General features: G+C 70.6%; 20 protein-coding genes. 8 read left to right on the top strand and 12 right to left on the bottom strand.

The window, feature by feature from the left end:
- Positions 1 to 24: 24 nt before the first annotated feature.
- Complete coding sequence (locus tag AC3EO4_RS41605; protein WP_379581779.1) at positions 25 to 1,002, bottom strand: endonuclease/exonuclease/phosphatase family protein; 978 nt, start codon at positions 1,000 to 1,002, stop codon at positions 25 to 27.
- A 91-nt stretch (positions 1,003 to 1,093) separates the two neighbouring features.
- On the opposite strand from AC3EO4_RS41605, the gene AC3EO4_RS41610 reads away from it, so the two are divergent.
- Positions 1,094 to 1,888: an SDR family NAD(P)-dependent oxidoreductase gene (locus tag AC3EO4_RS41610; protein ID WP_379581777.1), complete on the top strand. Its 795-nt coding sequence runs from the start codon at positions 1,094 to 1,096 to the stop codon at positions 1,886 to 1,888.
- A 134-nt stretch (positions 1,889 to 2,022) separates the two neighbouring features.
- Here AC3EO4_RS41610 and AC3EO4_RS41615 read toward each other — a convergent pair whose 3' ends face one another.
- The 9 genes from AC3EO4_RS41615 to AC3EO4_RS41655 form a co-directional block, all read right to left on the bottom strand.
- Positions 2,023 to 3,681 carry an FAD-dependent oxidoreductase gene (locus AC3EO4_RS41615; protein WP_431901083.1) on the bottom strand — a complete coding sequence of 553 codons (1,659 nt, stop codon included), beginning with the start codon at positions 3,679 to 3,681 and terminating at the stop codon, positions 2,023 to 2,025.
- A gap of 80 nt (positions 3,682 to 3,761) precedes the next feature.
- Positions 3,762 to 4,349 (bottom strand): GTP-binding protein, encoded by a 588-nt coding sequence (locus AC3EO4_RS41620; protein ID WP_379581774.1) that lies wholly within the window; start codon positions 4,347 to 4,349, stop codon positions 3,762 to 3,764.
- Positions 4,330 to 4,695, bottom strand: coding sequence for a DUF742 domain-containing protein (locus AC3EO4_RS41625; RefSeq protein ID WP_379581981.1), 366 nt, complete (start codon positions 4,693 to 4,695; stop codon positions 4,330 to 4,332). The genes AC3EO4_RS41620 and AC3EO4_RS41625 overlap by 20 nt, the downstream gene beginning before the upstream one ends.
- A complete protein-coding gene (locus AC3EO4_RS41630; RefSeq protein WP_379581772.1) occupies positions 4,695 to 5,120 on the bottom strand; it encodes a roadblock/LC7 domain-containing protein in 426 nt (141 codons plus the stop codon). Before AC3EO4_RS41630 ends, AC3EO4_RS41625 begins: the two co-directional genes overlap by 1 nt.
- The gene (locus AC3EO4_RS41635) at positions 5,117 to 7,453 is read right to left on the bottom strand and encodes a sensor histidine kinase (RefSeq protein ID WP_431901085.1); all 2,337 of its coding nucleotides are present in this window, start codon (positions 7,451 to 7,453) and stop codon (positions 5,117 to 5,119) included. Before AC3EO4_RS41635 ends, AC3EO4_RS41630 begins: the two co-directional genes overlap by 4 nt.
- 231 nt (positions 7,454 to 7,684) lie before the next feature.
- Positions 7,685 to 8,272: a GTP-binding protein gene (locus AC3EO4_RS41640; protein WP_379581768.1), complete on the bottom strand. Its 588-nt coding sequence runs from the start codon at positions 8,270 to 8,272 to the stop codon at positions 7,685 to 7,687.
- On the bottom strand, positions 8,253 to 8,567 hold the full coding sequence (locus AC3EO4_RS41645) for a DUF742 domain-containing protein (RefSeq protein ID WP_379581766.1): 315 nt from the start codon (positions 8,565 to 8,567) through the stop codon (positions 8,253 to 8,255). The genes AC3EO4_RS41640 and AC3EO4_RS41645 overlap by 20 nt, the downstream gene beginning before the upstream one ends.
- 59 nt (positions 8,568 to 8,626) lie before the next feature.
- Entirely contained in the window at positions 8,627 to 9,046 is a 420-nt protein-coding gene (locus tag AC3EO4_RS41650; protein ID WP_379581764.1) for a roadblock/LC7 domain-containing protein, read from the bottom strand.
- Entirely contained in the window at positions 9,043 to 11,331 is a 2,289-nt protein-coding gene (locus AC3EO4_RS41655) for a sensor histidine kinase (RefSeq protein ID WP_379581762.1), read from the bottom strand. Before AC3EO4_RS41655 ends, AC3EO4_RS41650 begins: the two co-directional genes overlap by 4 nt.
- 202 nt (positions 11,332 to 11,533) lie before the next feature.
- Here AC3EO4_RS41655 and AC3EO4_RS41660 point away from each other — a divergent pair, with 202 nt between their 5' ends.
- The gene (locus AC3EO4_RS41660) at positions 11,534 to 12,568 is read left to right on the top strand and encodes a terpene synthase family protein (RefSeq protein ID WP_431901090.1); all 1,035 of its coding nucleotides are present in this window, start codon (positions 11,534 to 11,536) and stop codon (positions 12,566 to 12,568) included.
- 31 nt (positions 12,569 to 12,599) lie between these two features.
- Here the strand turns inward: AC3EO4_RS41660 and AC3EO4_RS41665 are convergent, their stop codons facing one another.
- Complete coding sequence (locus AC3EO4_RS41665; protein ID WP_379581757.1) at positions 12,600 to 13,967, bottom strand: cytochrome P450; 1,368 nt, start codon at positions 13,965 to 13,967, stop codon at positions 12,600 to 12,602.
- A gap of 237 nt (positions 13,968 to 14,204) precedes the next feature.
- Here AC3EO4_RS41665 and AC3EO4_RS41670 point away from each other — a divergent pair, with 237 nt between their 5' ends.
- The 5 genes from AC3EO4_RS41670 to AC3EO4_RS41690 all read left to right on the top strand — a co-directional run bounded on the left by AC3EO4_RS41670 (position 14,205) and on the right by AC3EO4_RS41690 (position 16,971).
- The gene (locus tag AC3EO4_RS41670; RefSeq protein WP_431901093.1) at positions 14,205 to 14,630 is read left to right on the top strand and encodes a DUF3592 domain-containing protein; all 426 of its coding nucleotides are present in this window, start codon (positions 14,205 to 14,207) and stop codon (positions 14,628 to 14,630) included.
- Between the two features lie 365 nt (positions 14,631 to 14,995).
- A complete protein-coding gene (locus tag AC3EO4_RS41675) occupies positions 14,996 to 15,796 on the top strand; it encodes a DeoR/GlpR family DNA-binding transcription regulator (RefSeq protein ID WP_379581753.1) in 801 nt (266 codons plus the stop codon).
- A gap of 28 nt (positions 15,797 to 15,824) precedes the next feature.
- Positions 15,825 to 16,223 (top strand): hypothetical protein, encoded by a 399-nt coding sequence (locus AC3EO4_RS41680; RefSeq protein WP_379581751.1) that lies wholly within the window; start codon positions 15,825 to 15,827, stop codon positions 16,221 to 16,223.
- A gap of 5 nt (positions 16,224 to 16,228) precedes the next feature.
- Positions 16,229 to 16,588, top strand: a complete 360-nt coding sequence (locus tag AC3EO4_RS41685; protein WP_379581749.1) for a PLP-dependent aminotransferase family protein — start codon at positions 16,229 to 16,231, stop codon at positions 16,586 to 16,588.
- A 5-nt stretch (positions 16,589 to 16,593) separates the two neighbouring features.
- Positions 16,594 to 16,971 carry an ACT domain-containing protein gene (locus AC3EO4_RS41690; protein ID WP_431901097.1) on the top strand — a complete coding sequence of 126 codons (378 nt, stop codon included), beginning with the start codon at positions 16,594 to 16,596 and terminating at the stop codon, positions 16,969 to 16,971.
- 64 nt (positions 16,972 to 17,035) lie between these two features.
- On the opposite strand, the gene AC3EO4_RS41695 is transcribed toward AC3EO4_RS41690, so the two are convergent.
- Entirely contained in the window at positions 17,036 to 17,821 is a 786-nt protein-coding gene (locus AC3EO4_RS41695) for a DeoR/GlpR family DNA-binding transcription regulator (protein WP_379581746.1), read from the bottom strand.
- A 161-nt stretch (positions 17,822 to 17,982) separates the two neighbouring features.
- Between AC3EO4_RS41695 and AC3EO4_RS41700 the strand changes: the two genes are divergently transcribed.
- Positions 17,983 to 20,463: an alpha-L-rhamnosidase gene (locus tag AC3EO4_RS41700; protein ID WP_431901100.1), complete on the top strand. Its 2,481-nt coding sequence runs from the start codon at positions 17,983 to 17,985 to the stop codon at positions 20,461 to 20,463.
- Positions 20,464 to 20,478: the final 15 nt, after the last annotated feature.

Genomic DNA, 20,478 nt, shown 5'->3' on the forward strand with positions numbered 1-20,478 from the left:
CCGCCCCCGTGCCGTCCTGCGATGTCACGGGAGGCGGAGCTCGGCGAAGACAGCGCGATGGTCGGTGCGCGGGACGTCACGCACCTCCACCCGTGCCACACCCATCCGCCGGTCCGCCAGCACGTGGTCGATCGTGATCAGCGGCGGGATCAGCCGCCCGTGCGGCCACGTCGGCGTCAGCCCCTCGCCCGCCGCCTCGCCCGCGTCGATGTAGCCCTTCGCGAGCAGGTCGCGCATGGCCCTGTGGTCGAGGCTGGCGTTGAAGTCCCCGGCCAGCACGCGCATCACGTCAGGTGACGGCGGCGGCATCGCCGCGAGCGAGGCGTTCCATTCGGCGGTCATCCGGCCCAGCGGCGGATTCGGGTGGATCGCCACCACCTGCGCCCGGGCGCCCGAAGGCAGCGTCACGGTGGCCGCGGGCATGTTATGGCCGATGGGCGTGAACAACCCCTTCAGCTCGGTCAGCGGATGCTTGGCGTACAGCCCGCTGCCCGTAGCGCCCCACGCGGGCTGGAGCACCCGGTACGGCATGAGCGTGTCCAGCCCCGCCGCGTCGAGCCGCCTGACCGTCTCGGGTCCCAGTTCGAGCGCGCTGAACACGTCCGGATCGAACTCCCGTACCAGCGAGACCACGGCCTGGGCGTCCGCCCTGGAGAACAGGTTGATCGACAGCACCTTGAGCGCGGGCCCCCGCGCGGTGAGCGGGTCGGCGAAGGCGCGGGGCAGCACGCCGGTCGCCAGCGCCAGCACGGCGGCCAGCGCCGGCACGGCCGCGGCCCTCCTGCGCACCGCCAGCACCGCCGCCACGGCCGTCCCGGCCACCAGCGCGTACGGCGTGAGCGTCATCAGCTGCGTCAGGAACGATCCATGCTCAAGCCCGAGAAGCCTGACACATGCCCAGGCGGCGATCAACGCCGCCACCAGCCACGACATCCACCGCCTGCGCGCGCGGCGTGGCGCGGACTCGGTCACCCGCTGGCCCTTCTCGGCGGTGATGCTCACGTGAACCCCTTGCCTCGGCTTGTCCCATGACAGCGTCGGACACGGAAATGAAAGGCGGATGAACCACCACCGCGCGGGAAGGACCATCCCCATGCACATCGATCTCTCGGGGAAGACCGCCCTGGTCACCGGCTCGACACAGGGCATCGGGGCGGCGATCGCCGCAGGGCTCGCCAGGTCGGGGGCGCGCGTGGCGGTCAACGGCAGGAGCCGGTCGACCGTCGAGGCGGCGGCGGACAAGCTGCGCGGCGAGGTGGAGGGCGCGCAGGTGACGGCCGTCGCCGCGGACCTGTCCACCGAGGACGGCGCCGCCAGGGTGGTCGAGCTCCTGCCCGATGTGGACATCCTCGTCAACAACCTCGGCATCTTCGGCGCCAAGCCCGCGCTGGAGATCACCGACGACGAGTGGCGCAGGTACTTCGAGGTGAACGTCCTTGCCGCGGTCAGACTCACCCGCGCCTACCTGCCGGGCATGACCGAAAGGTCGTGGGGGCGCGTGCAGTACGTCGCCAGCGACTCGGCGGTGGTCACGCCCGTCGAGATGATCCATTACGGCATGTCGAAGACGGCCCTCCTCGCCGTCTCGCGCGGGTTCGCCAAGGAGGCGGCGGGGAGCGGCGTCACCGTCAACTCGGTGATCGCGGGCCCGACCCACACGGGCGGAGTCGAGGACTTCGTGTACGAGCTGGTCGACAGGGAACTGCCGTGGGAGGAGGCGCAGCGGGCGTTCATGCGCAGGCACCGGCCCCAGTCGCTGCTGCAGCGGCTGATCGAGCCCGAGGAGATCGCGAACATGGTGGTCTACCTCAGCTCGCCGCAGGCCTCGGCGACCACGGGCGGCGCGGTCCGCGTCGACGGCGGCTACGTGGACGCCATCCTGCCCTGACCGGTGCGCAGAGCGCCGCCTTGACCGGTGCGCCGAGCGCCGCCGCCGCCGAGATCGACGCCCTGCCCCCTTCCTTCTGGAACCGTCCCTGACCGACCGGGGCAGAGGACGATCCGGTGGTGCGGAAGGGCCCGTCAGGCGGGGAGGCGGCGGACCTTGACCACGGTGTCCGTACGGCCGGCCGGACGCCCGTCCGGTCCGGTCTGGATCCGCTCGTGCTCCTCGCACACCAGCACCTCCCACTGCCCGTCGGCGAGCTCGAGCGACGACAACACCTCGTCGGCTGAGGGAAGCCGCAGGTCGGAATGCGGATGCCGCGGCCCGGCGTCCGCGTGTCCGACGACCAGCAGCACCCCGCCGGGCGCGACTGCACCGGCCGCCGCCCGCAGGATCCGCTCCCGCGGCATGTCCGAATACGAGTGCAGGAAGTGCGTGGACACCAGGTCGTAGGCGCCGTCAGGGAACGTCTCACCGAGGTCGTGCCGTTCCCACTCCACCAGGTCGGCGACGCCCGCGACGGCGGCCTCGGCCGCGGCGCGGTCGAGGGCGACACCGGAGATGTCGACGCCGGTGACCCGCCAACCCCGCTGAGCCAGCCAGATGGCGTCAGCTCCTTCTCCGCAGCCGAGGTCGAGCGCCCGTCCCGGCCGCGTGCCGGTGACTTCACGCACGAGGATGGCGTTGGGGTTCCCGCTCCACACCCTGGAGCTCTGTCCGTAGCGGGCGTCCCAGAACGCCTCATCGGGCATACGGCGGGCCTGGGCGACGACGGCCTTGTGCGTCTCCTCGGCGATCAGGTCGGCGTTGATCGCCGCGCCCGCCTTGACGCCCGCGGCCGCCGCGCCGATGACCTGGTCGGCGAGGGCGGTGACGTTGCCCGCCACCCACACACCCGGTACCGCGGTCGCTCCCGAGGGATCGGCGACGATGCGGCTGCCGACCACGTGCCCGTCCATCTCCTGGTCGGCCGTCTCGAGCCCCAGGCCGGGAAGGACACCGGCGGTGAGGCGGGGGGCCACCACGAGCGCCTGGCAGGGGACCACGCCGCCGTCGGCCAGCCGTACCCCTGTGAGCGCGTCGTCCTTCACCTCCAGCTCCGCCACCTGCCCGGCCACCACGGTGATGCCGCGTGCGGACAGCCGCTCGTCCTTGTCCAGCCCTTCGCTCGTGTGCAGGAACAGCGTCACGTCCGTGCTCCACTGCCGCCACAGCAGCGCGTGGTGGACGGCCAGCGGCCCTGTGGCGAGGATGCCGATCCGCTGGTCGCGCACCTCCCAGCCATGGCAGTAGGGGCAGTGCAGCACGTCCCGCCCGAACCGCTCGGCGACGCCCGGCACGTCGGGCAGCTCGTCGACCAGGCCGGTGGTCAGCAGCAGGCGCCTGGCCGCGACAGAGGACCCGTCGTCGAGCGTGACGCGGAATCCGCCGGCCTCGACGCGCTCGGCGGCCACGGCGGTGGCGTTCACGAACTCGCCGCCGTAGCTCGATACCTCCGCGCGACCCTCGGCAAGCAGCCGTGCGGGAGGCATGCCATCGCGGGTCAGATAGGCGTGGACGTGACCGGCGGGCGCGTTACGCGGCCGGCCGGCGTCGATCACCAGGACCGAGCGTCGAGCCCTGGCCAGCGTCAGCGCGCCGCTCAACCCTGCCGCGCCACCACCGACCACGACGATGTCATGCTGCCGCTCGGCACCCGCCGCCGAGCTCCCACCCATCCCCGAGCCCATCTCCACGCCCGAGCCTGCGTCCCTCGGGTCCGAGCCTGTTCCGTTGTGTTCCGTGTGCGTTGCCATATGGTTGCCTCCGTTCACCGGAGAGCATGCGTCAACGGTTCACGGGACAGCAAACTTCGTTGCCGGAACGGCAACAGCCGTCACGAGGTGGAGTGCAGCAGGCGGCGCTGGAGGGCGTGGTCGATCAGGCCGATGAGCATGTCGCGGCTGGAACCCTTGTCGCGGGCATCGCACAGCAGGATGGGGATGACCGGGTCGAGCTGGAGCGCCACCCTGATCTCCTCCACTTCGAACAGGTCGGCCCCCTCGAAGCAGTTGACCGCCACGATGAAGGGCGTGCTGCGCCGTTCGAAGTAGTCGACGGCCGCGAAGCAGTCGGCCAGCCTGCGGGTGTCGGCCAGGACGACCGCGCCGAGCGCGCCCAGCGCCAGCTCGTCCCAGAGGAACCAGAAACGCTCCTGCCCGGGGGTGCCGAACAGGTAGAGCACGTAGTCGGTGCTCAGCGTGATGCGCCCGAAGTCCATCGCCACGGTGGTGGAGCGCTTGGTGGAGACGCCTGAGATGTCGTCCACGCCGACGCCGCGTTCGGTGAGCAGTTCCTCGGTGCGCAGTGTCCGCGTCTCGGAGACGGCGCTGACCATGGTGGTCTTGCCCGCCCCGAAACCGCCCGCGATCAGGATCTTGACCGCGTTGGGCATGCGGCGCCGTTCAGAGAGAGCGAAGACCATCGAGTACCGCCTTGTAGACCCGCGGGTCATGGATGTCGGTGTCGGGGTGGGGGTGCTGCACGTCGATCAGGTCGTGCGCGAGGAGGTCACCGAGCAGGACGCAGACCGTGCCCGGCGGGAGGTCCAGGTGGGAGGCCAGTTCGGCCACCGCGATCGGAGCCCTGGACAGACGCAGGATCGCCGCGTGTTCGGGGTCGAGCCCCAGAGCGGGGCGTTCGGCCACCGCGACCGCCTGGGTGATCAGGTTGAAGGCCCCGCGGACCGGCTGGGTGCGCCCCCTGGTGATCACGAAGGGGCGCAGCAGACTCGGGTCGACCTCCTGCTCGGGCGCGCCGGAACGAGTCATCAAGCGACCTCACCTTCTCCCAGGTCGGTGCCGTTGGCGGACGTGAGGCGGTCGTTCGTGGACAGGTGGTGGCCGACCTTCGCGATGAGCATCTCCATCTCGTAGGCCACGAGGCCGAGGTCGGCGCCGTGGGTGGTGAGCGCGGCCAGGCGGGCACCGTGACCGGCGACCGTCACCCGCAGGATCAGCTCCTGCCATTCCACGAGGGTCTGCTTGACCTGGCCGCCGTCGGCGTAGTCGGTGGCGGCCTTGGCGAGGCTCTGCAGGCTGGCGGCGACGGCCGACAGCCGGGTGGCGTCTTCGGGATCCAGTCCGTCGGAGGCGGCGAGCACGAGCCCGTCGCTGCTCAGGACGATCGCGTGTGAAATGTCGGAGACCCGTGTGATCATGTCGTTGAGCAGCCAGTTCAGCTGGGCCGTAGTCATGTCGGCTCCTGATCGCCGTAGGGGTCGCGACCGCCGAGCAGGCGCTCGGCGGCGGCGCGGCCGCGGACGGTTCCCCGCTGGAGGGCCGCCAAGCGGATGCGCAGATCGTCCTCGTCGTCCACGATCCCGGGAACGGGTTCGTCGGGCCGCGCGTCGGCGGCGGAGGAGGCGGGCTGGTCGCGCAGTTCGGGAACGATGCTGGTTTGGGGCACGCGCAGGGGGAGACCTCCCGGGGTGAAGAGCGGCTGGTCGCTGGTCTGGGTCGGTACGGGAGCCGCCATCGGCGTCGACGCGGGGACCCGGATGGAGGGAGCCGCCACCGGCGCGGAGAGCGGACCCGACGGTGCTGTGGGGGGAGCCGACGGGATCGGAGCGGTGGGGGTCGTCCGGCGGCGGGTGGGCAGGGCCGGGGGTGCCTGCTCGCCCGGCGTGGGCGCGGCCTCCCCGCGCGTAGGCGGCTCCGGAGGAACGACCGGCGTGAAGAGGTCGCTCCGCTCGGGCTCACGCAGCAGCGCGAGTGGCACCAGGACCACCGCGGCGACCCCGCCGTACGGCGAGGCCTTCAGCGTCACCAGGATGTCGTGCCGGGCAGCGAGCCTGCTGACGACGTAGAAGCCGAGCCGAGCCGCCGTACCGGTGGCCTTGAACTCCGGCGGGTCGGCGATCTGCCTGTTGGCCTCGGCCAGGTCGGCGGAGGACATGCCGAGTCCGCGGTCCTCGATCTCCAGCGCGTACCCGTTGGCCACGTGCTGCCCGCCCACCGTGACCGTGGTGTTGGGCGGGGAGAAGGAGACGGCGTTGTCGATGAGTTCGGCGAGCAGGTGGGTGAGGTCGCCGACGGCCTCGCCGAGCAGGTGGCTGTCGTCGAGCGGGGTGATCGAGACCCTGCGGTAGTCCTCGACCTCGGCCAGCGCGCCGCGGGCCACGTCGATGAGCGGGACCGAGCGCCGCCATGTTCTGGCGGGTGTCGCCCCGGCCAGCACGAGCAGGTTCTCGGCCGCGCGCCTGGTCCTGACGACGAGGTGGTCCAGCGCGTACAGGTCGGTCAGTTCCTCGGGGGTGGTGGCGCGGCGCTGCATGACGTCGAGAGCGTCGAGTTGCCGCTTGACCAGCCCCTGGGTACGGCGGGCGAGGCTGGTCAGGATGTTGCGCGTGTTCAGCCGCAGCTCCGCCTGCTCGACGGAGACCCTGATCGCGGTCTCCTGCACGGAGTTGAAGGCGCGGGCCACCTCGCCGATCTCGTCAGGGCCGAACGCCAGAGGCGGCGCCTCCTCGGCCAGGTCGACGGCCTGTCCATGGCTGACCCGCTCGACCACGCCGGGCAGCCGGCGCTCGGCCAGGTCCAGCGCCGCCGCGCGCAGGCGGTTCAGCTGAGCCAGCAGCGCCCTGGTGGTGGTGACCGCGAGCACGATCGAGGTCACGACGGCCACCAGCCCGAGTCCGCCGGCGATCAGGAGGCGGATGAGCACGCCGGCCGCGACGGGTCCCGCCCGGTCGACCAGGCGGTCACCGCCCGTCTGGATCACCGTGTTCAGGCCGGACAGCGCGCCGTCGGCGGCGGGCCGCCACTGCTGCGGTGTGATCGGGGCGCTTCCCGTGAGGGCGTCGGTGGCCATGGTCTGCTCCAGCATGCGCAGCCGGGCCGCCGAAGGGCCCGCATGCCAGTCACGGAAGGCACGCTGGTCCTCCGCGGGCAGTTCGGAGGCGGCCTGCTCCATGACGTAGGTGGCGATGGTGCTCGCCCTGGTGACGTCGGCCCGGTCGTCCCCGGTGAAGCCGCCGCCGGCGAGGATGCCGCTGACGAGCGCGTCCTCGCGTGACATGAGCTCGCGTGCCTTGCTCATCGTCGCGAGCGCTCTGCCGTTCTGGGCGAGGGCCTCGTCGCCGAGGGCGGACAGCGCCGCGCCGTACATGTCGTAGAAACTGTCGGCGAGCTCGTCGTAGGCGGCCTGCGCCTGCCGGCGGTTCCGCTGTCCGGTGTCGATGAGCCTGCGCAGCTCGGGCAGGGTGGCGACCCGTCGCAGCACCTCATCGGCGCGGACGCTGAGGGCGTCGGCCGTGGCCCCCTGGGCGATGGCGGCGCGGGCGGACTCGTCGAACGCCTGCCGGAGCCGCTCGTTCTCCTCGCGCTGGGCGCGCAGCTGGGGATCGGCGGCCGATCCCGAGCCGAGGGCGGTCATGGTGAGACGCCGCTCGCGCTGCAGACCCCACAGCAGGGGCTCGCTGGGCTGGACGATGTCGGCGTCGATCGTGCTGGCCCACAGCAGGCTGACGCCGTCCGAGACGGTGACCCATGCGCTGAATCCCCAGAGGGCGACCAGGGAGACGAGCATCGCGACGATCTTGCTACGGACCCGGGTTGCCCGCCATCGCCGGTGTTCGCCGTGGTCGCCCGAGGCCCCGTCAGGGCCGCGAGATAACCGCGTTTGTCGCACACCAGGGGAATGTGGCACTCGGCACACCCTAGCGATCAGACAAATATCGCTCAAGATCTTCTGTTGATTGTGTCAGGTCGCCTCGGGTTAGGGGTGTCCGCAATCCCGCATGACGGCCAGGGGCGCAGGTCAGCCGCCGACCGGCGCCGCCCGCAGCTCGGCCGAATGCCTCACCAGCGTGATCAGCACATCCCGGCTCGACTTCCGCTTCCTGGCGTCGCACATGACGATCGGGATGGACGGGCTGAGCTGGAGCGCCAGCCGTACCTCGTCGAGTTCGTAGGTGGGCGCCCCCTCGAAGGTGTTCACCGCCACCACGAACGGCGTGCCCCGCCGTTCGAAGTAGTCGATCGAGGGGAAGCAGTCGGCCAGGCGCCGGGTGTCGGCGAGGACGACGGCGCCGAGCGAGCCCTCGGCCAGTTCGTCCCAGACGAACCAGAACCGCTCCTGGCCCGGCGTGCCGAACAGGTAGAGCACGTACTGCTGGTCGAGCGTGATGCGGCCGAAGTCCATGGCGACGGTGGTGGTGCGCTTGTCCGTCACCCCCGAGATGTCGTCCACACCGACGCCGCGGTCGGTGAGGACCTCCTCGGTCCGCAACGGCCTGGTCTCGGAGACCGCACCGACCATGGTGGTCTTGCCCGCGCCGAAGCCACCCGCGATCAAGATCTTGATCGCGGTCGGCAGTCGCGGGCGATCAGAGCGCGCGAAGACCATCGAGCACCGCCTTATACATGTTCGCGTCGTTCATGTCCGCCTCGAATTGCGGTTCCTGCGCGGAGACGAGATTCCGGTCGTACAGGTCTCCCAGGAGCACGCGGATCGTGCCAACGGGAAGGTCCAGGTCCGCGGCGATCTCAGCCACGGACTTCGGTTCGCGGCACAGCCGCAGGATCGACAGGTGTTCGGGATCGAGCCCGGCGTCGGGGCCGGGCGAGGGACCCATGGTGACCGCCATGGAGATCAGGTCGAACTTGCCGGTGGCGGGCCGTGTTCGCCCGCGGGTCACCACGTAGGGTCTGATGATCTCCGGGTCGACCCAATGATCGTCGGCGGACCCGCCAGGTGAGCTCACTGGTCGCTCCCCGCGAGCGTCTCGACGGTGCGCGCCGCCGACGTGAGGTAAGGGCCGACGCGGGCGACGAGCATGGCCATCTCGTAGGCGACCAGCCCGATGTCGGCCGTCTGGGCGCAGAGCACGGCCAGGCAGGCCCGCTCTCCTGCGACGCTGACGATGAGGAACCCTGACTTCCACTCCACCACCGTCTGCCGGACCGCGCCGCCGCTCACATGCTCGGCCACACCCCTGGCCAGGCTCTGCAGTCCGGAGGCCACGGCCGACAGGTGCTCGCCGTCGGTGCGCTGCAGCGCCGCCGAGGAGGCCATCAGCAGCCCGTCAGAGGAGAGCACGATGGCGTGTTCGGTGTCGGCCACCCGGTTGACCAGATCGTCGAGCAGCCAGTTCAGATCCGGGCTCGCACTCGGTGTCACGCGTCGTCTCCAGACTGCTGGTCCTGTATGAGCTTGGCCGCCGCGGACCTGCCGAGCCGGTTACCCGACTGCAGAGATCCCATCATCGCGCGGATCTCTTCCGGTGAGCGCTCGTCATCGTTCTCTTCATTGCTGGGCGCGGCGGCGGGAGCCTGGTCGCGCAGGGGTGGAGCGAGGTTGGCCTGAGGCACCCGCAGCGGCAGTCCGGACGGGGTGCGTCCGGTCGGCGCCGCTTCCGCGGACGGGCGCTCCTCCGGCGCCTCGACGTCGGCGACGGGCGGTGCCATACGCAGCGGTGACGCCGCTGTGAGCGTGGTGGGGCGCGTCGCGGGACGCGCGGCGGCACGCGCGACGGGACGCTCGGCCGGTCCTGCCGCCGCGGTCGCCGCGGGCTGCCTGCGCGGCAGGCTCGTCGGCGGTTCGTCCTCGGGCGTCGCGGCGTTGGCGTCCATCTCGACGAGCTCCTGCGGGAGCATCACGATGACCGTGGTCCCACCGTACGGCGAGGACCTCAGCACCACCTGGATCCCATGGCGCTCGGCCAGCCGGCTGACCACGAAGAGCCCCAGGCGCGCGGTGGTGCCCGTGATGCGGAACTCGGGCGGGTTGGCGATGCGCTCGTTGGCGGCGGCCAGGTCCTCGGGCTTCAGCCCGAGACCGCGGTCCTCGATCTCCACGACGTACCCGTTGGCCACGAGCTGCCCGCTGACCTGGACGTTGGTGTAGGGCGGGGAGAAGGAGACGGCGTTCTCGATCAGCTCGGCGAGCAGGTGGATGACGTCACCGACGGCCCGGCCCACCAGCACGACGTCGCCCATCGGCATGAGCGAGACCCGTGTGTAGTCCTCGACCTCGGCCAGCGCGCCGCGAACGACGTCGACCATCGGCACCGAGCGGCGCCAGGTACGACCAGGGGACGCGCCGGAGAGCACCATGAGGTTCTCGGCGTTGCGCCGCATGCGGATGGCCAGGTGGTCCAGCCGGAAGAGCTCCTCCAGCTCGACGGGGTCGGTCTCGCGCCGCTCCATCACGTCCAGCACGCTGAGCTGCCGGTGGACCAGTCCCTGGGTCCTGCGGGCCAGGCTGATGAGGATGTCGCGGATGCTCTGCCGCAGGGCGGCCTGCTCGGCGGCGATCCTGATCGCGGTCTCCTGCACCGTGTTGAACGCCTGGCCGACCTGGCCGATCTCGTCGGCGCCGAACTGCAGGGGCGGCGCCTCCACGGCGACGTCGACGTGCTCGCCGTGGCCGATCCGCTCGACCACCCTCGGCAGCCGTTCGTCGGAGAGCTCGTGCGCCGCGTCACGCAGCTTCTGCAACTGAGCGAACAGCGCGCGGGCCGTGGTGACGGACAGGATGATCGACGCGATGACCGCGATGAGCCCGAGGCCGCCGGCCAGGATCAGCCGTACGATGACGCCGGCCGCGACGGGCGTCGCACGCTCGACCACGCGGTCACCCGCGCCGAGCACCATGGTGTTGAAGTCGGAAAGTGCGCTCTCGGTCGCGGACTGCCACTGCGCGGCGCTGAAGGGAATCATGTCGACGACGCCGCCGTGCTGGGCGAGCATGGTCTCGAGACTGCTCAGCCGGGTGAACGCCGGGCCATCGATCAGCTTGTCGTAGGCGGCCCTGTCGGCGTCCGGCAGATCGGCCGCGGCCTGGTCGGCGACGACGCGCCACGCGCCCGAGATCCTGGCGAACTGGGAATGCTCTTCGGCGCTCAACCGTCCTTCGGCGAGCGCTCCGGCCAGCAGCGCGTCCTCCGTGGCCATGAGCTCTCGCGCTCGGCTGAGGGCCATGAGGGTGCGGGCGTCCTTGGCGAGGGTCTTGTCGTCGAGCGTCGCCATCGAGCCGTACATCCGGTAGAACGAGTCGGTGATGTCGGCGTAGGCCTGGCTTGCCTTGATCCGGCTCATGCGTCCCGCGTCGACCGCCTCCCGGATCTTGGCGAGGCCGTCGAGTTTCCCGAACAGCTCGGCCAGTCGCTTCTCGCCGTCGTCGTCGGCGGCCCAGGAGACGATGCCCGCACGTGCCGACTCGTCGAAAGCGGCTCTGGTCCGATCGGCGCGCTGTCGCTGTTTCTTCAGCTCGTCGCGGGTTCGTGTGGAGCCCTCTCCCAACTGGATCATCGAGGCTCTGCGTTCGGCCTGAAGCTCGACGAGGAGCGGCTCACTCGGCCCGACCACGCTGCTGTCGAGTTGCGCCACCCAGAGGAGGTTGACACCCTCACGGAGCGTGACCCAGGCCGCGAATGCCCACAGCGCTGTCAGGGAGAGAAGCAAAGCCGTGATCTTGGTCCGCAGACGTGAATTGCGGGGGCGCATGATACCTACTCTGCGAAGTCAATTGATTGCATACCGGCGCTGGCAACCCGGGAACTTTAGCAAGGATCATGATCGTCGCTCAAGTGACTACGGGGTTTTCCGACCTGTCATCCCGCTATGTCACCATCGTAGGTAAGATCACGAACGGTATAGTCATCGCGTGAGCGGTCCCAGCCCTGAGGCGTACTTCGGTATCCGCAACGATCTCGCCGACCGCTTGCTCAAGGGGTCGCATCAGCTGGCCGGTGTCCCGAGCCAGGATCGCGGCGCCGTCCTGCGGGCCGCGCTGGACGCGGTTCCCGAGGCCGCCGCACTCCTGCGCCCCTACCCCGTACTGTTCGCCGACGGCGAGAGCTCGGCCAGCAGGCTCGCTTTCAGCTGCCTGTCGGCCGCGGCCACGTTCCCGCGCGCGCGGCGTGACCAGATCGCGGACCTCGGAGCGCTGACCGCGATCCTGTTCGGCGTCGACGACATCGCCGACAGCATCGCGGGGGAATGGTCCGAACACGGCTTCGAGGCGTTCTTCGCCGAGCTTCCCGCCATCCTGTCCGGCGCCACCGACGCGGACCCATCCGACGGCCCCGCGGGGCAGATCCTGGCCGCGTGGACCGCGTGGTGCGCCCGGTTCCACGGATACGCCGGCGCTCCGGTCCACGCGCCGAACCTGGCTCGGCAGCTGGAGTCCGCGAGCGGCGCGATGGCCCGCGAACGCGCGTGGACCGCGGGACGGCAGGCGTGGCCGTCATACGACGACTACCTCGCGAACGGGATGCTCACCATCCTGTATCACACCTGGTGGTCGGCCGCTCTGGCCATCTGCGGCCCCGTCCCCGCCGGCATGGCGCACTGGACGTCGATCGAGCAGGCCACGCATCTGGGCGCCTCGTGCCTGCGGCTGGCCAACGACATCAGGACCTTCGAGCGGGAGAAGGTCGAGGGCAAGCCCAACTCCGTGAGCATCCTGCAGCGCGCGGGGATGAGCGCGGAGGCGGCGGTCCTGCGGATCTCGGCGCACATCGACGAACTCGAGGCGGCCTTCCAGACCGAACTGGGGAAACTGCCGGCCGAGCTGACGGGGATCGCGGTGGGGCATCGCAACAGCGTGGCGTTCAACGGCCGCTGGTACATGGCGAGGGACACCCACGCGTACACCGTTCGGGAGCTGGCCGACGACGTGGACGGTCACGAGGGCTAGCGGCCACGGGCGGGTGTTCGCCCGCCGACGCCTACCGGTTGCGGTCGATCGGCAGCAACTTCAGCAAGAGCTTCTCCTTGGGTCGTACCGATGCGCCCGGCACGGGGGTGAGCCGCTGCGGGTTTGTCAGCACCGGCCGGTACCTGCTGAGCAGGTTGGCGATCACCAAAGGGGCTTCGAGGTAGAACAGATGCTGGCCAAGGCAGACGTGCGGGCCCGCGCCGAACGGAATGAAGGAGTAGCGGTGGCGGCGGTCGGTCCTCTCGGGCGCCCAGCGCTCAGGGTCGAACTCGAGCGGCCGGTCCCAGAACTCGGCGAGCCGGTGCGTCGTGTACGGGCTGACCAGCACCTGCGAGCCGGCCTTGATCGGGACGCCGCCGATCTCGGTGTCCGCCACCGTCTGACGAGGGATGATCCAGGCCGACGGGTAGACGCGCAACAGCTCCTGCAGGACCATGCGCAGATATCTGAGCTTCGCGACATGCGCGGGCCGGACAGGACCCTCGCCGACCACCTCGTCGATCTCCTCCAGCAGCCTGGCGTTCACGTCGGGGTGGTCGTGCAGCACGGACCACAGCCAGGTCAGCGACATCGCCGTGGTCTCCGAGGCGGCGCCGTAGATGCTGACCAGGTCGTCGCGGACCTGCCGCAGGTCCGCCTCGCCGTCCTGTGCGATCCTCGCCCCGATCAGTGCCGAGACCACTTCGTTGGTGCCGGTGTTCTCTTTGCGGGCCCTTTCGATCAGGGGGTAGACGATCTCGTCGATCTTCTTCGCGGCGGCGAGGAAGGCCCGGTCTCCTGGGACCTTGACGGAGTAGGGCACGAACGGGAACAGCAGCCGGAAGGCGATCGACGTGGCGCAGGTGGCGAACTCGGGCGAAAGGCGCTCGGCGACGTCGCGGGAGATCCGGCCGCCGAAGAGCACCTTGATGACGGCCTGGTTGACGATCGTCGTCATCTGATAGCCGCCGTCGACCGGCCGCCCGGTCCGCGCGTAGTCGTCAAGTTCGAGGATGCACTCGGCGATGATGTCGGCCATGTCTTCGCCCAGCGAGGCGGTGTATCTCGCGGTGAACAGCGGCTGGAGGATTCTCCGGCTGGACTCCCAGCCCTCGCCCTCGCCCAGGATGCTCTGGCCGATGACGCGGCTCAGCGGTCGCCAGAACATCCCCTCGCGCACGAAGTTGGACCAGTCGGTCTTCAGCACCTGCTGGACGTGGTCGGGATGGGAGACCAGGTAGGGCCGGAAAGGGCCGATGTCGATCCGGACGACCCGCCCCCCTGCCTCGGTGCCCATCTTGGCCAACTCGGTGACGGGGTCCTTTACCAACCGTGGGATGGCCCGGTAGAAGGGCAGGACACGCGGTCCGGTCACGGTGGTGCCCGTGTCAAGCGACATGGCGACGATCCCCACTTCACGGCTTCAAGCATCATCCGTCAGAAGAGCTCACTCTTCTGACATGCATAACTCCTTATGCGAAGCATCACATGATCATCCATATCCGATCAAGATGGGACAAGGGGGATAATTCGTTTCACTGGTCTCCCGCCGGACGATCGACGCCCCCGCGGCGACGCCGACCGGCCGATCGACTCCCAGCACGAGCCGGTACACGATCCGCCCGAGAGGTGATCCGTGAGCTATATCGAGATGATCATCGCGCTGGTCGGCCTGCTGGGGCTGGCGCTCGTCGCGGCCGGACTCCGGCGGGCGGTCAGGGACCGGCGGTTCCTGCGGCGCGGGGTGCGCGTGCCCGCCAAGGTGATCGGCAGGCGCCCTCGCACGCAGGCGGGAGGCGGTCAGCGCTGGCTGACGTCGCTGCGCTTCACGACGGTCGACGGCGACGAGGTCACCGCCGACTCGAAGATCACCTATCCACGGCCTTCGCACGAACTCGGTGCGAGGGTGGAGGTGATCTACGACCCGGCGAACCCACGGGAGGTCATGATCGCTGACGGGGCGCGCGGGGCGCTGCGGGCCCTCGCAGGACCGCTGCTGATCGGGATGGGCGCCGTGTACGCCGCCGGCGCCGTTGTCGCGCTCCTCGCCATCCGCGCCTGATCGCCGGGACGGCGGTGCGGTCCGGCCCGCTGTCAGCCGCGCCGATGTCGGCGACGAACTCGTCGAGCACGCGACGGGCGCGGGGTCAGGCACTCGAAGGCGATGACCCTGGCGAGCTCGCCGTCGACGGCCGGGAGGTTCCCGGGGGAAGACGTGGATCCACAGCGGCTCGCCGTCCCACGCGGGCGCCCGTAGCGGCGACGCCTGCACGGCGGTCACCGCGTCGATGTCGACCAGCCCTTCTAGGGCCGCGATCCGGGGGCGTCTCCGGAGCCGGTCGGGCGTCTCGCCGCCATCCCATCCGATCGGGGCGGTTCCGGCCCCACTCATGGTCCGCACACGGAGATGTGCGAATGAACATTTGTATGTTAGAAATAGGACTCATGGTCGCCAACCGGTTGGACCTGACCCTGCGGCTGGTGCAGGGCTCGGGTCAGGTCTCCGTGTCCGAGCTCTCCCGGCGTCTGGGGGTCTCGGAGATGACCGTGCGCAGAGACCTGGACGCCCTCGAAGCGCAAGGCCTGGTCAGGAGGGTGCACGGAGGCGCCGTCGCCACCCGCTCCCGCGAGGAGGGCGCGGGATTCGCCGCCAGGGAGCCGTGGCAGGCGGCGACGAAGAACCGCCTCGGCGCGGCGACTGCCGCCATGGTCGAGCAGGGGTCGCTGGTGTTGCTGGACGCCGGGACCACGACCGTGCACGTCGCCGAGCACCTGGCCGCGAGGGCGCCGCTGACGGTGGCGGTACTCAGCCTGCAGGCGGCGGCCAGACTCGCCGACGTGCGGGGGGTCGAGCTGCTGGTCGTCGGTGGCCGATCCCGCCCGGGGGAGCGGTCCCTCGTCGGGCCGCTGGCCCTGCGCACGCTGGAGTCGCTGGTCTTCGACTGCTTCGTCATGTCGATCGGCGGCGTGCACGCCGAGTACGGCTGGTCGGAGTTCTCGCTGGACGACGCGGCCGTCAAGCAGGTCGGGCTCGCCCAGTCCGCCAAGACGATCGCGGTGGCCGACGCCACCAAGCTCGGCGTCCGCGCGTTCGGCAAGGTCGCCCCTCTGGACGGCGTGGGCACCTTCGTGACCGACTCCGCGGCCGGCGACGCCGGCACCCATCCCAACGGCCCCGAGACCCTGGCGGCCCTGCGCGAGGCAGGCGTCCGCACGGTGCTGGCCTGACCCTACTCGCCTTCAAGGAGCGACATCGATGAACGCGACGCTGATGATCCTCGTCGCCGGGCCGTACCGGTCGGGCACCGGCGACGACCCCGCCAAGCTGGCCGCCAACGTGGAGGCGATGAACAGGGCCGCGCTCGACCTGTTCCGCGCGGGCCACCTGGCCGTCACGGGTGAGGCGCTCGCCCTTCCCCTCCTGGAGACGGCGGGGAGCGCGCGTCCGGGCGACGCGCTGTTCGAGGAGATCTTCCACCCCGTGGCCGAGCGGCTGCTGTCGCGCTGCGACGCGGTCCTGCGCATCGGCGGGCCCTCCGAGGGGGCGGACCGGATGGTGGCGCTGGCGCGGGCCGAGGGCAGGTCCGTCTACACCCGGCTCGACGACGTCCCCGCCGCCGGCCGCCCCGAGACGCGGCCTCAGCCCGGCGGGTGACCCCCGTGCGGCCGCCCTCTCGGCTCCCGCGTCCGCCCTCGCGGCTGTTCGAGCGCAACCGCACCTGCGTGCGCAGGGGCTACGAGCTGTTCTCCGCATGGCTGGAACGCCAGGACGGCAGGCTCACCGCGCTCGCGCCCATGGCCTCGGCGCCGGCGTTCGTGCGCTACGACAGCGACCTGACCTCCGTCGAGGTCGGCGACATGCTCAGGCGGAAGGCGAGTGTTCTGGTCGCGCCCGGCGTGTTCTTCGGACGCGAGGGGTGGTTCAGGATCAACATCGGAATGGACACCGGTTACCTGTCACAGGCGCTCGACGCCCTGGCGCCCGTCGTGGCCGGACTACCCAACGCTCTTCAGAGGTGATGGACGTGGAGCTCCGCCTTCTTTCCCGTGAGTACTCCGTCTGCAGGCTGCCGGCCGGATCCACCCCGCCCGCGCCGCCGCCCACGGCCGAACTGTACGGCGTGACCGTCACGGCCGAGGAGGTCTCCGTCGTGTGCGCCGCGGGCGACGAGCCGAGCGAGGCCAGGGTGGAGGGCGGATGGAGTGCGCTGCGGGTGGCGGGCGAGCTGGACTTCTCCCTCGTCGGCATCCTGTCCTCGCTGACCGCGCCGCTGGCCGAGGCCGGCGTGTCGGTGTTCGCGCTGTCCACGTTCGACACCGACTACCTGCTGGTGAGGACCGCCGACCTGCGACGGGCGTCGAAGGCGCTGGAGGCGCGCGGGCACGTGATCACCGGCGGCTGATCCGGCCATGGCGCGCCGGCGCGAACGTTTTTACAAGGCCCTGAGTTAAGTTAACAACATTTCTTCACATCGAGGCCACCTCGACGGTGTGGTGGTGCTCGCGCAGTCGCCGCACGGCCTCCTCGGGTGTGCGGGAGTCGACCACGATGACGTCGAAGTCGTCGAGCGGCGCCACTCTGTGCAGCGCCACCCGCTCGAGCTTGGTGTGGTCGACGGCGAGGACGCGGCGGGCGGCCGCGCCCATCATCGCCCTCTTCACCAGCACGATCTCCTGCTCCTGGTGGAAGGCGTAGCGGCCGGAGATCGCCGAGGTCGACACCACGACGAGGTCGGTGCTCATGGCCTCCACCGCGTCGACGCAGGCCACGCCGAGGAAGGAGTCGTGTGTCGCGTGGTACTCGCCGCCGAGGGCCATGAGGCGAACGCCGGGGGTGCAGGCGAGCAGCTTGATCGCCTCGAGGAAGTTCGTCACCACGGTGAGCGGGGCCACCTCGCCGATGTGCCTGGCCACCGCCAGTGCGGTCGTGGAGTCGTCGAGCATGACCGAGCTGCCAGGCTCGATCAGCCTGACGACGTGCCTGGCGATCGCCTCCTTCTCCGGAAGGTGGGCGGTGAGCCGGTAGGCGATGTTGCTCTCGAAGACGTTCGAGGCCAGCGCGGTCGCGCCGCCGCGGAACTTGCGCACCATCCCCTGCCGCTCGAGCTCGTCGAGATCGCGGTGGACGGTCATCACGCTCACCCCGAACGCCTCGGCGAGCTCCGCCATCGACATCGTGCCCTGGCGCATGACGTGCTCGGCCATCGCCTGGCGCCTGGCCACGCCGCTGTTGACGCGCTGACGCGAACTCACCTGTGCACTCCTGTGGGCGTCGTGGGATCCGATGTGAATATCGCAGAATCGCGCCGCTCCCGGCGTCATGAGCGCCCTTGACACCCGCAGGAGCGGCTCCTACTCTTCCCCGTAATCACAAAATCACATCTGCCGTAGTTAGATTTAACACGGAGGCGACATTGGGCGCCGCATTACCCCACGACCTACGCTGCGACCACCGGACGACGCCTCTGGGCGTGGCGGGCCGGCCGTCGCTGGGCTGGCGGCTGGAGGGCGCCGATCCGATCGCCTACCGGGTCGACGTCGGAGAGGTGTGGTCGAGCGGGCGGATCGAGGATCCGGACGCCATCTGCCATCCGTACGACGGACCCCCGCTCCTGCCCCGCACCCGCTACGCGTGGCGCGTCACGCTCTGGGACGGCACCGGCGCCGCACGCACCGCCGAGTCCTGGTTCGAGACCGGGAACGACGCGTGGACGGCGGCGTGGATCGCTCCCGACCCGCACGCGGTCGAGCATGTGGACCCGCCCACCGAGGGCGAGCGGGCGCTGGCCGCCCACGGCCTGCTGCCGTGCCCGCAACTGCGCAGGAGCTTCGAGATTCCCCGCGCCGTCTCGACGGCCCGCCTGTACATCAGCGCCAAGGGCCTCTACCACGCGCTGATCAACGGAAGACGGGTGGGCGACGCCGAGCTCGCCCCCGGCTGGACCGACTACCGCGAACGCCTCCAGTACCAGACCTACGACGTGACGTCGCTGGTCGGCGAGGGTGAGAACGCGCTCGCGGTGACCGTCGCCGACGGGTGGTGGAGCGGCTTCGCCGGGTTCGACCCGCGACAGCCCGGCTACCACTACGGCCGCTTCCCCGAGCTCATCGCCGAACTGCACCTCACGCTCGCCGACGGCTCGACGCGGGTCGTGATGACCGACGGGAGCTGGCGCACCGCCCATGGCCACGTCCGGCACGGCGACCTGCTCAAGGGCGAGTGCCACGACCTGCGGGCGGCCACACCCGGCTGGGACCTGCCCGGCTTCGACGACTCGGCGTGGCACCCCGTCGTGGTGACGGGCGCCGACCACCACCTGCTCGTGCCGTCGGCGGACGAGCCGGTCAGGGTGCTGCGCGAGCTGGCGCCGGTGTCGGTCACCAGGACCGGGCCCCTTACCCACCTGGTCGACTTCGGGCAGAACCTCGCGGGGCGGGTCCGCCTCGCCGTACCGGCCCAGGAGCCGGGGACCCGCGTCGTCGTCAGGCACGGCGAGAAGCTGGAGGACGACGGCCGGCTGCACACCGCGAACCTGCGCACGGCCGACGCCACGGACATGCTGGTCACAGCGAGCACGGCGGCCTCGTTCGAGCCGCGCTTCACCTACCACGGCTTCCGCTATGCCGAGATCTCCGGGGTGGAGCGCCTCGGTGAGGTGAAGGCGGTGGTCCTGCACAGCGACACCCGGTGGACGGGCACGTTCGAGTGCTCGGACCCGGAGATCAACCGGCTGCATCGCAACATCGAGTGGGGCCAGCGCGGCAACTTCGTCAGCGTCCCGACCGACTGCCCTCAACGCGACGAGCGGCTCGGCTGGATGGCCGACGCGCAGGTGTTCCTGCCGACCGCCTGCCTCAACGCCGACGTGGCCGCCTTCTTCGCCAAGTGGCTGCGGGACGTACGTGACGCGCAGTCGCCCGAAGGCGGTTTCCCCAACGTGGCGCCCCGGCTGACCGGGGTCGCCGAGGAGGGCGCCCCCGGCTGGGCCGACGCGGGCGTGCTGGTGCCGTGGCACCTCTACACCGTGTACGGCGACGCGAGGTTTCTCGACGTCGACTCGATGGCCGCGTGGGTCGACTTCGTGCTGCGACACAATCCCGGCCTGATCTGGCGGGAGAAGACGGGACCGCACTACGCCGACTGGCTCGCCCCTGGCCCCGCGACCCCGCGCGAGGTGGTGGCCACCGCCTTCTTCCACCGAAGCGCGCACCTGACCGCCAGGGCGGCACAGGTGCGGGGCAGGTACGGCGAGGCCGACAGATTCCACAGCCTCGCATCCGGCATCCGCACGACCTTTATTAAAACGTTCGTAGACCCGCGGGGAGCGGTCATGGGCGACACCCAGACCGGCTACCTGCTCGCGCTCGCCTTCGACCTGCTGCCCGCCGCGCTCGCCCGCAGGGCCGCGGAACGGCTGGCCGAACTGGTGGAGGAGAACGGCCCACAGGCCGGATTCCTCGGCGTGAACCTGCTCTGCCCCGTCCTGTCGGCCACCGGCCGCCCGGACCTCGCGCACGCGCTGCTCCGCCGTACCGACCCGCCGTCCTGGCTCCACCAGGTGCGCAACGGCGCCACGACGGTGTGGGAGCGCTGGGACGGCGAGGGGGCGCCGTCCATGAACTCCTTCAACCACTACGCGTTCGGCTCTGTCGGGGAGTGGCTGTACACCGGCGTCGCCGGGATCGCCCAGGCCCCCGACTCGGTGGCCTACCGGGAGCTGGTGATCAGGCCACTCCCGGGAGACCTGAGCTGGGCGCGGGCCTCCTACGAATCCGCGCGGGGGCGGATCGCCGTCTCATGGGAGCGCGCCGACGAGGACTTCCGCCTGTCGGTGACCGTCCCGCCCGGCGCCTCGGCGACCGTGCACCTGCCCGATGGCCGGGTCCATCGGTGACCTCGGGGGACCACC

This window comes from Nonomuraea sp. bgisy101, assembly GCF_057708945.1.

What these genes read in the sequence shown, in the direction of transcription:
- AC3EO4_RS41610 (WP_379581777.1), top strand. Translation starts at nt 1,094, where the DNA reads ATGCACATCGATCTCTCGGGGAAGACCGCCCTGGTCACCGGCTCGACA.
- AC3EO4_RS41615 (WP_431901083.1), bottom strand. Translation starts at nt 3,681, where the DNA reads ATGGCAACGCACACGGAACACAACGGAACAGGCTCGGACCCGAGGGAC.
- AC3EO4_RS41620 (WP_379581774.1), bottom strand. Translation starts at nt 4,349, where the DNA reads ATGGTCTTCGCTCTCTCTGAACGGCGCCGCATGCCCAACGCGGTCAAG.
- AC3EO4_RS41625 (WP_379581981.1), bottom strand. Translation starts at nt 4,695, where the DNA reads ATGACTCGTTCCGGCGCGCCCGAGCAGGAGGTCGACCCGAGTCTGCTG.
- AC3EO4_RS41630 (WP_379581772.1), bottom strand. Translation starts at nt 5,120, where the DNA reads ATGACTACGGCCCAGCTGAACTGGCTGCTCAACGACATGATCACACGG.
- AC3EO4_RS41635 (WP_431901085.1), bottom strand. Translation starts at nt 7,453, where the DNA reads ATGCTCGTCTCCCTGGTCGCCCTCTGGGGATTCAGCGCATGGGTCACC.
- AC3EO4_RS41640 (WP_379581768.1), bottom strand. Translation starts at nt 8,272, where the DNA reads ATGGTCTTCGCGCGCTCTGATCGCCCGCGACTGCCGACCGCGATCAAG.
- AC3EO4_RS41665 (WP_379581757.1), bottom strand. Translation starts at nt 13,967, where the DNA reads ATGTCGCTTGACACGGGCACCACCGTGACCGGACCGCGTGTCCTGCCC.
- AC3EO4_RS41675 (WP_379581753.1), top strand. Translation starts at nt 14,996, where the DNA reads ATGTTAGAAATAGGACTCATGGTCGCCAACCGGTTGGACCTGACCCTG.
- AC3EO4_RS41680 (WP_379581751.1), top strand. Translation starts at nt 15,825, where the DNA reads ATGAACGCGACGCTGATGATCCTCGTCGCCGGGCCGTACCGGTCGGGC.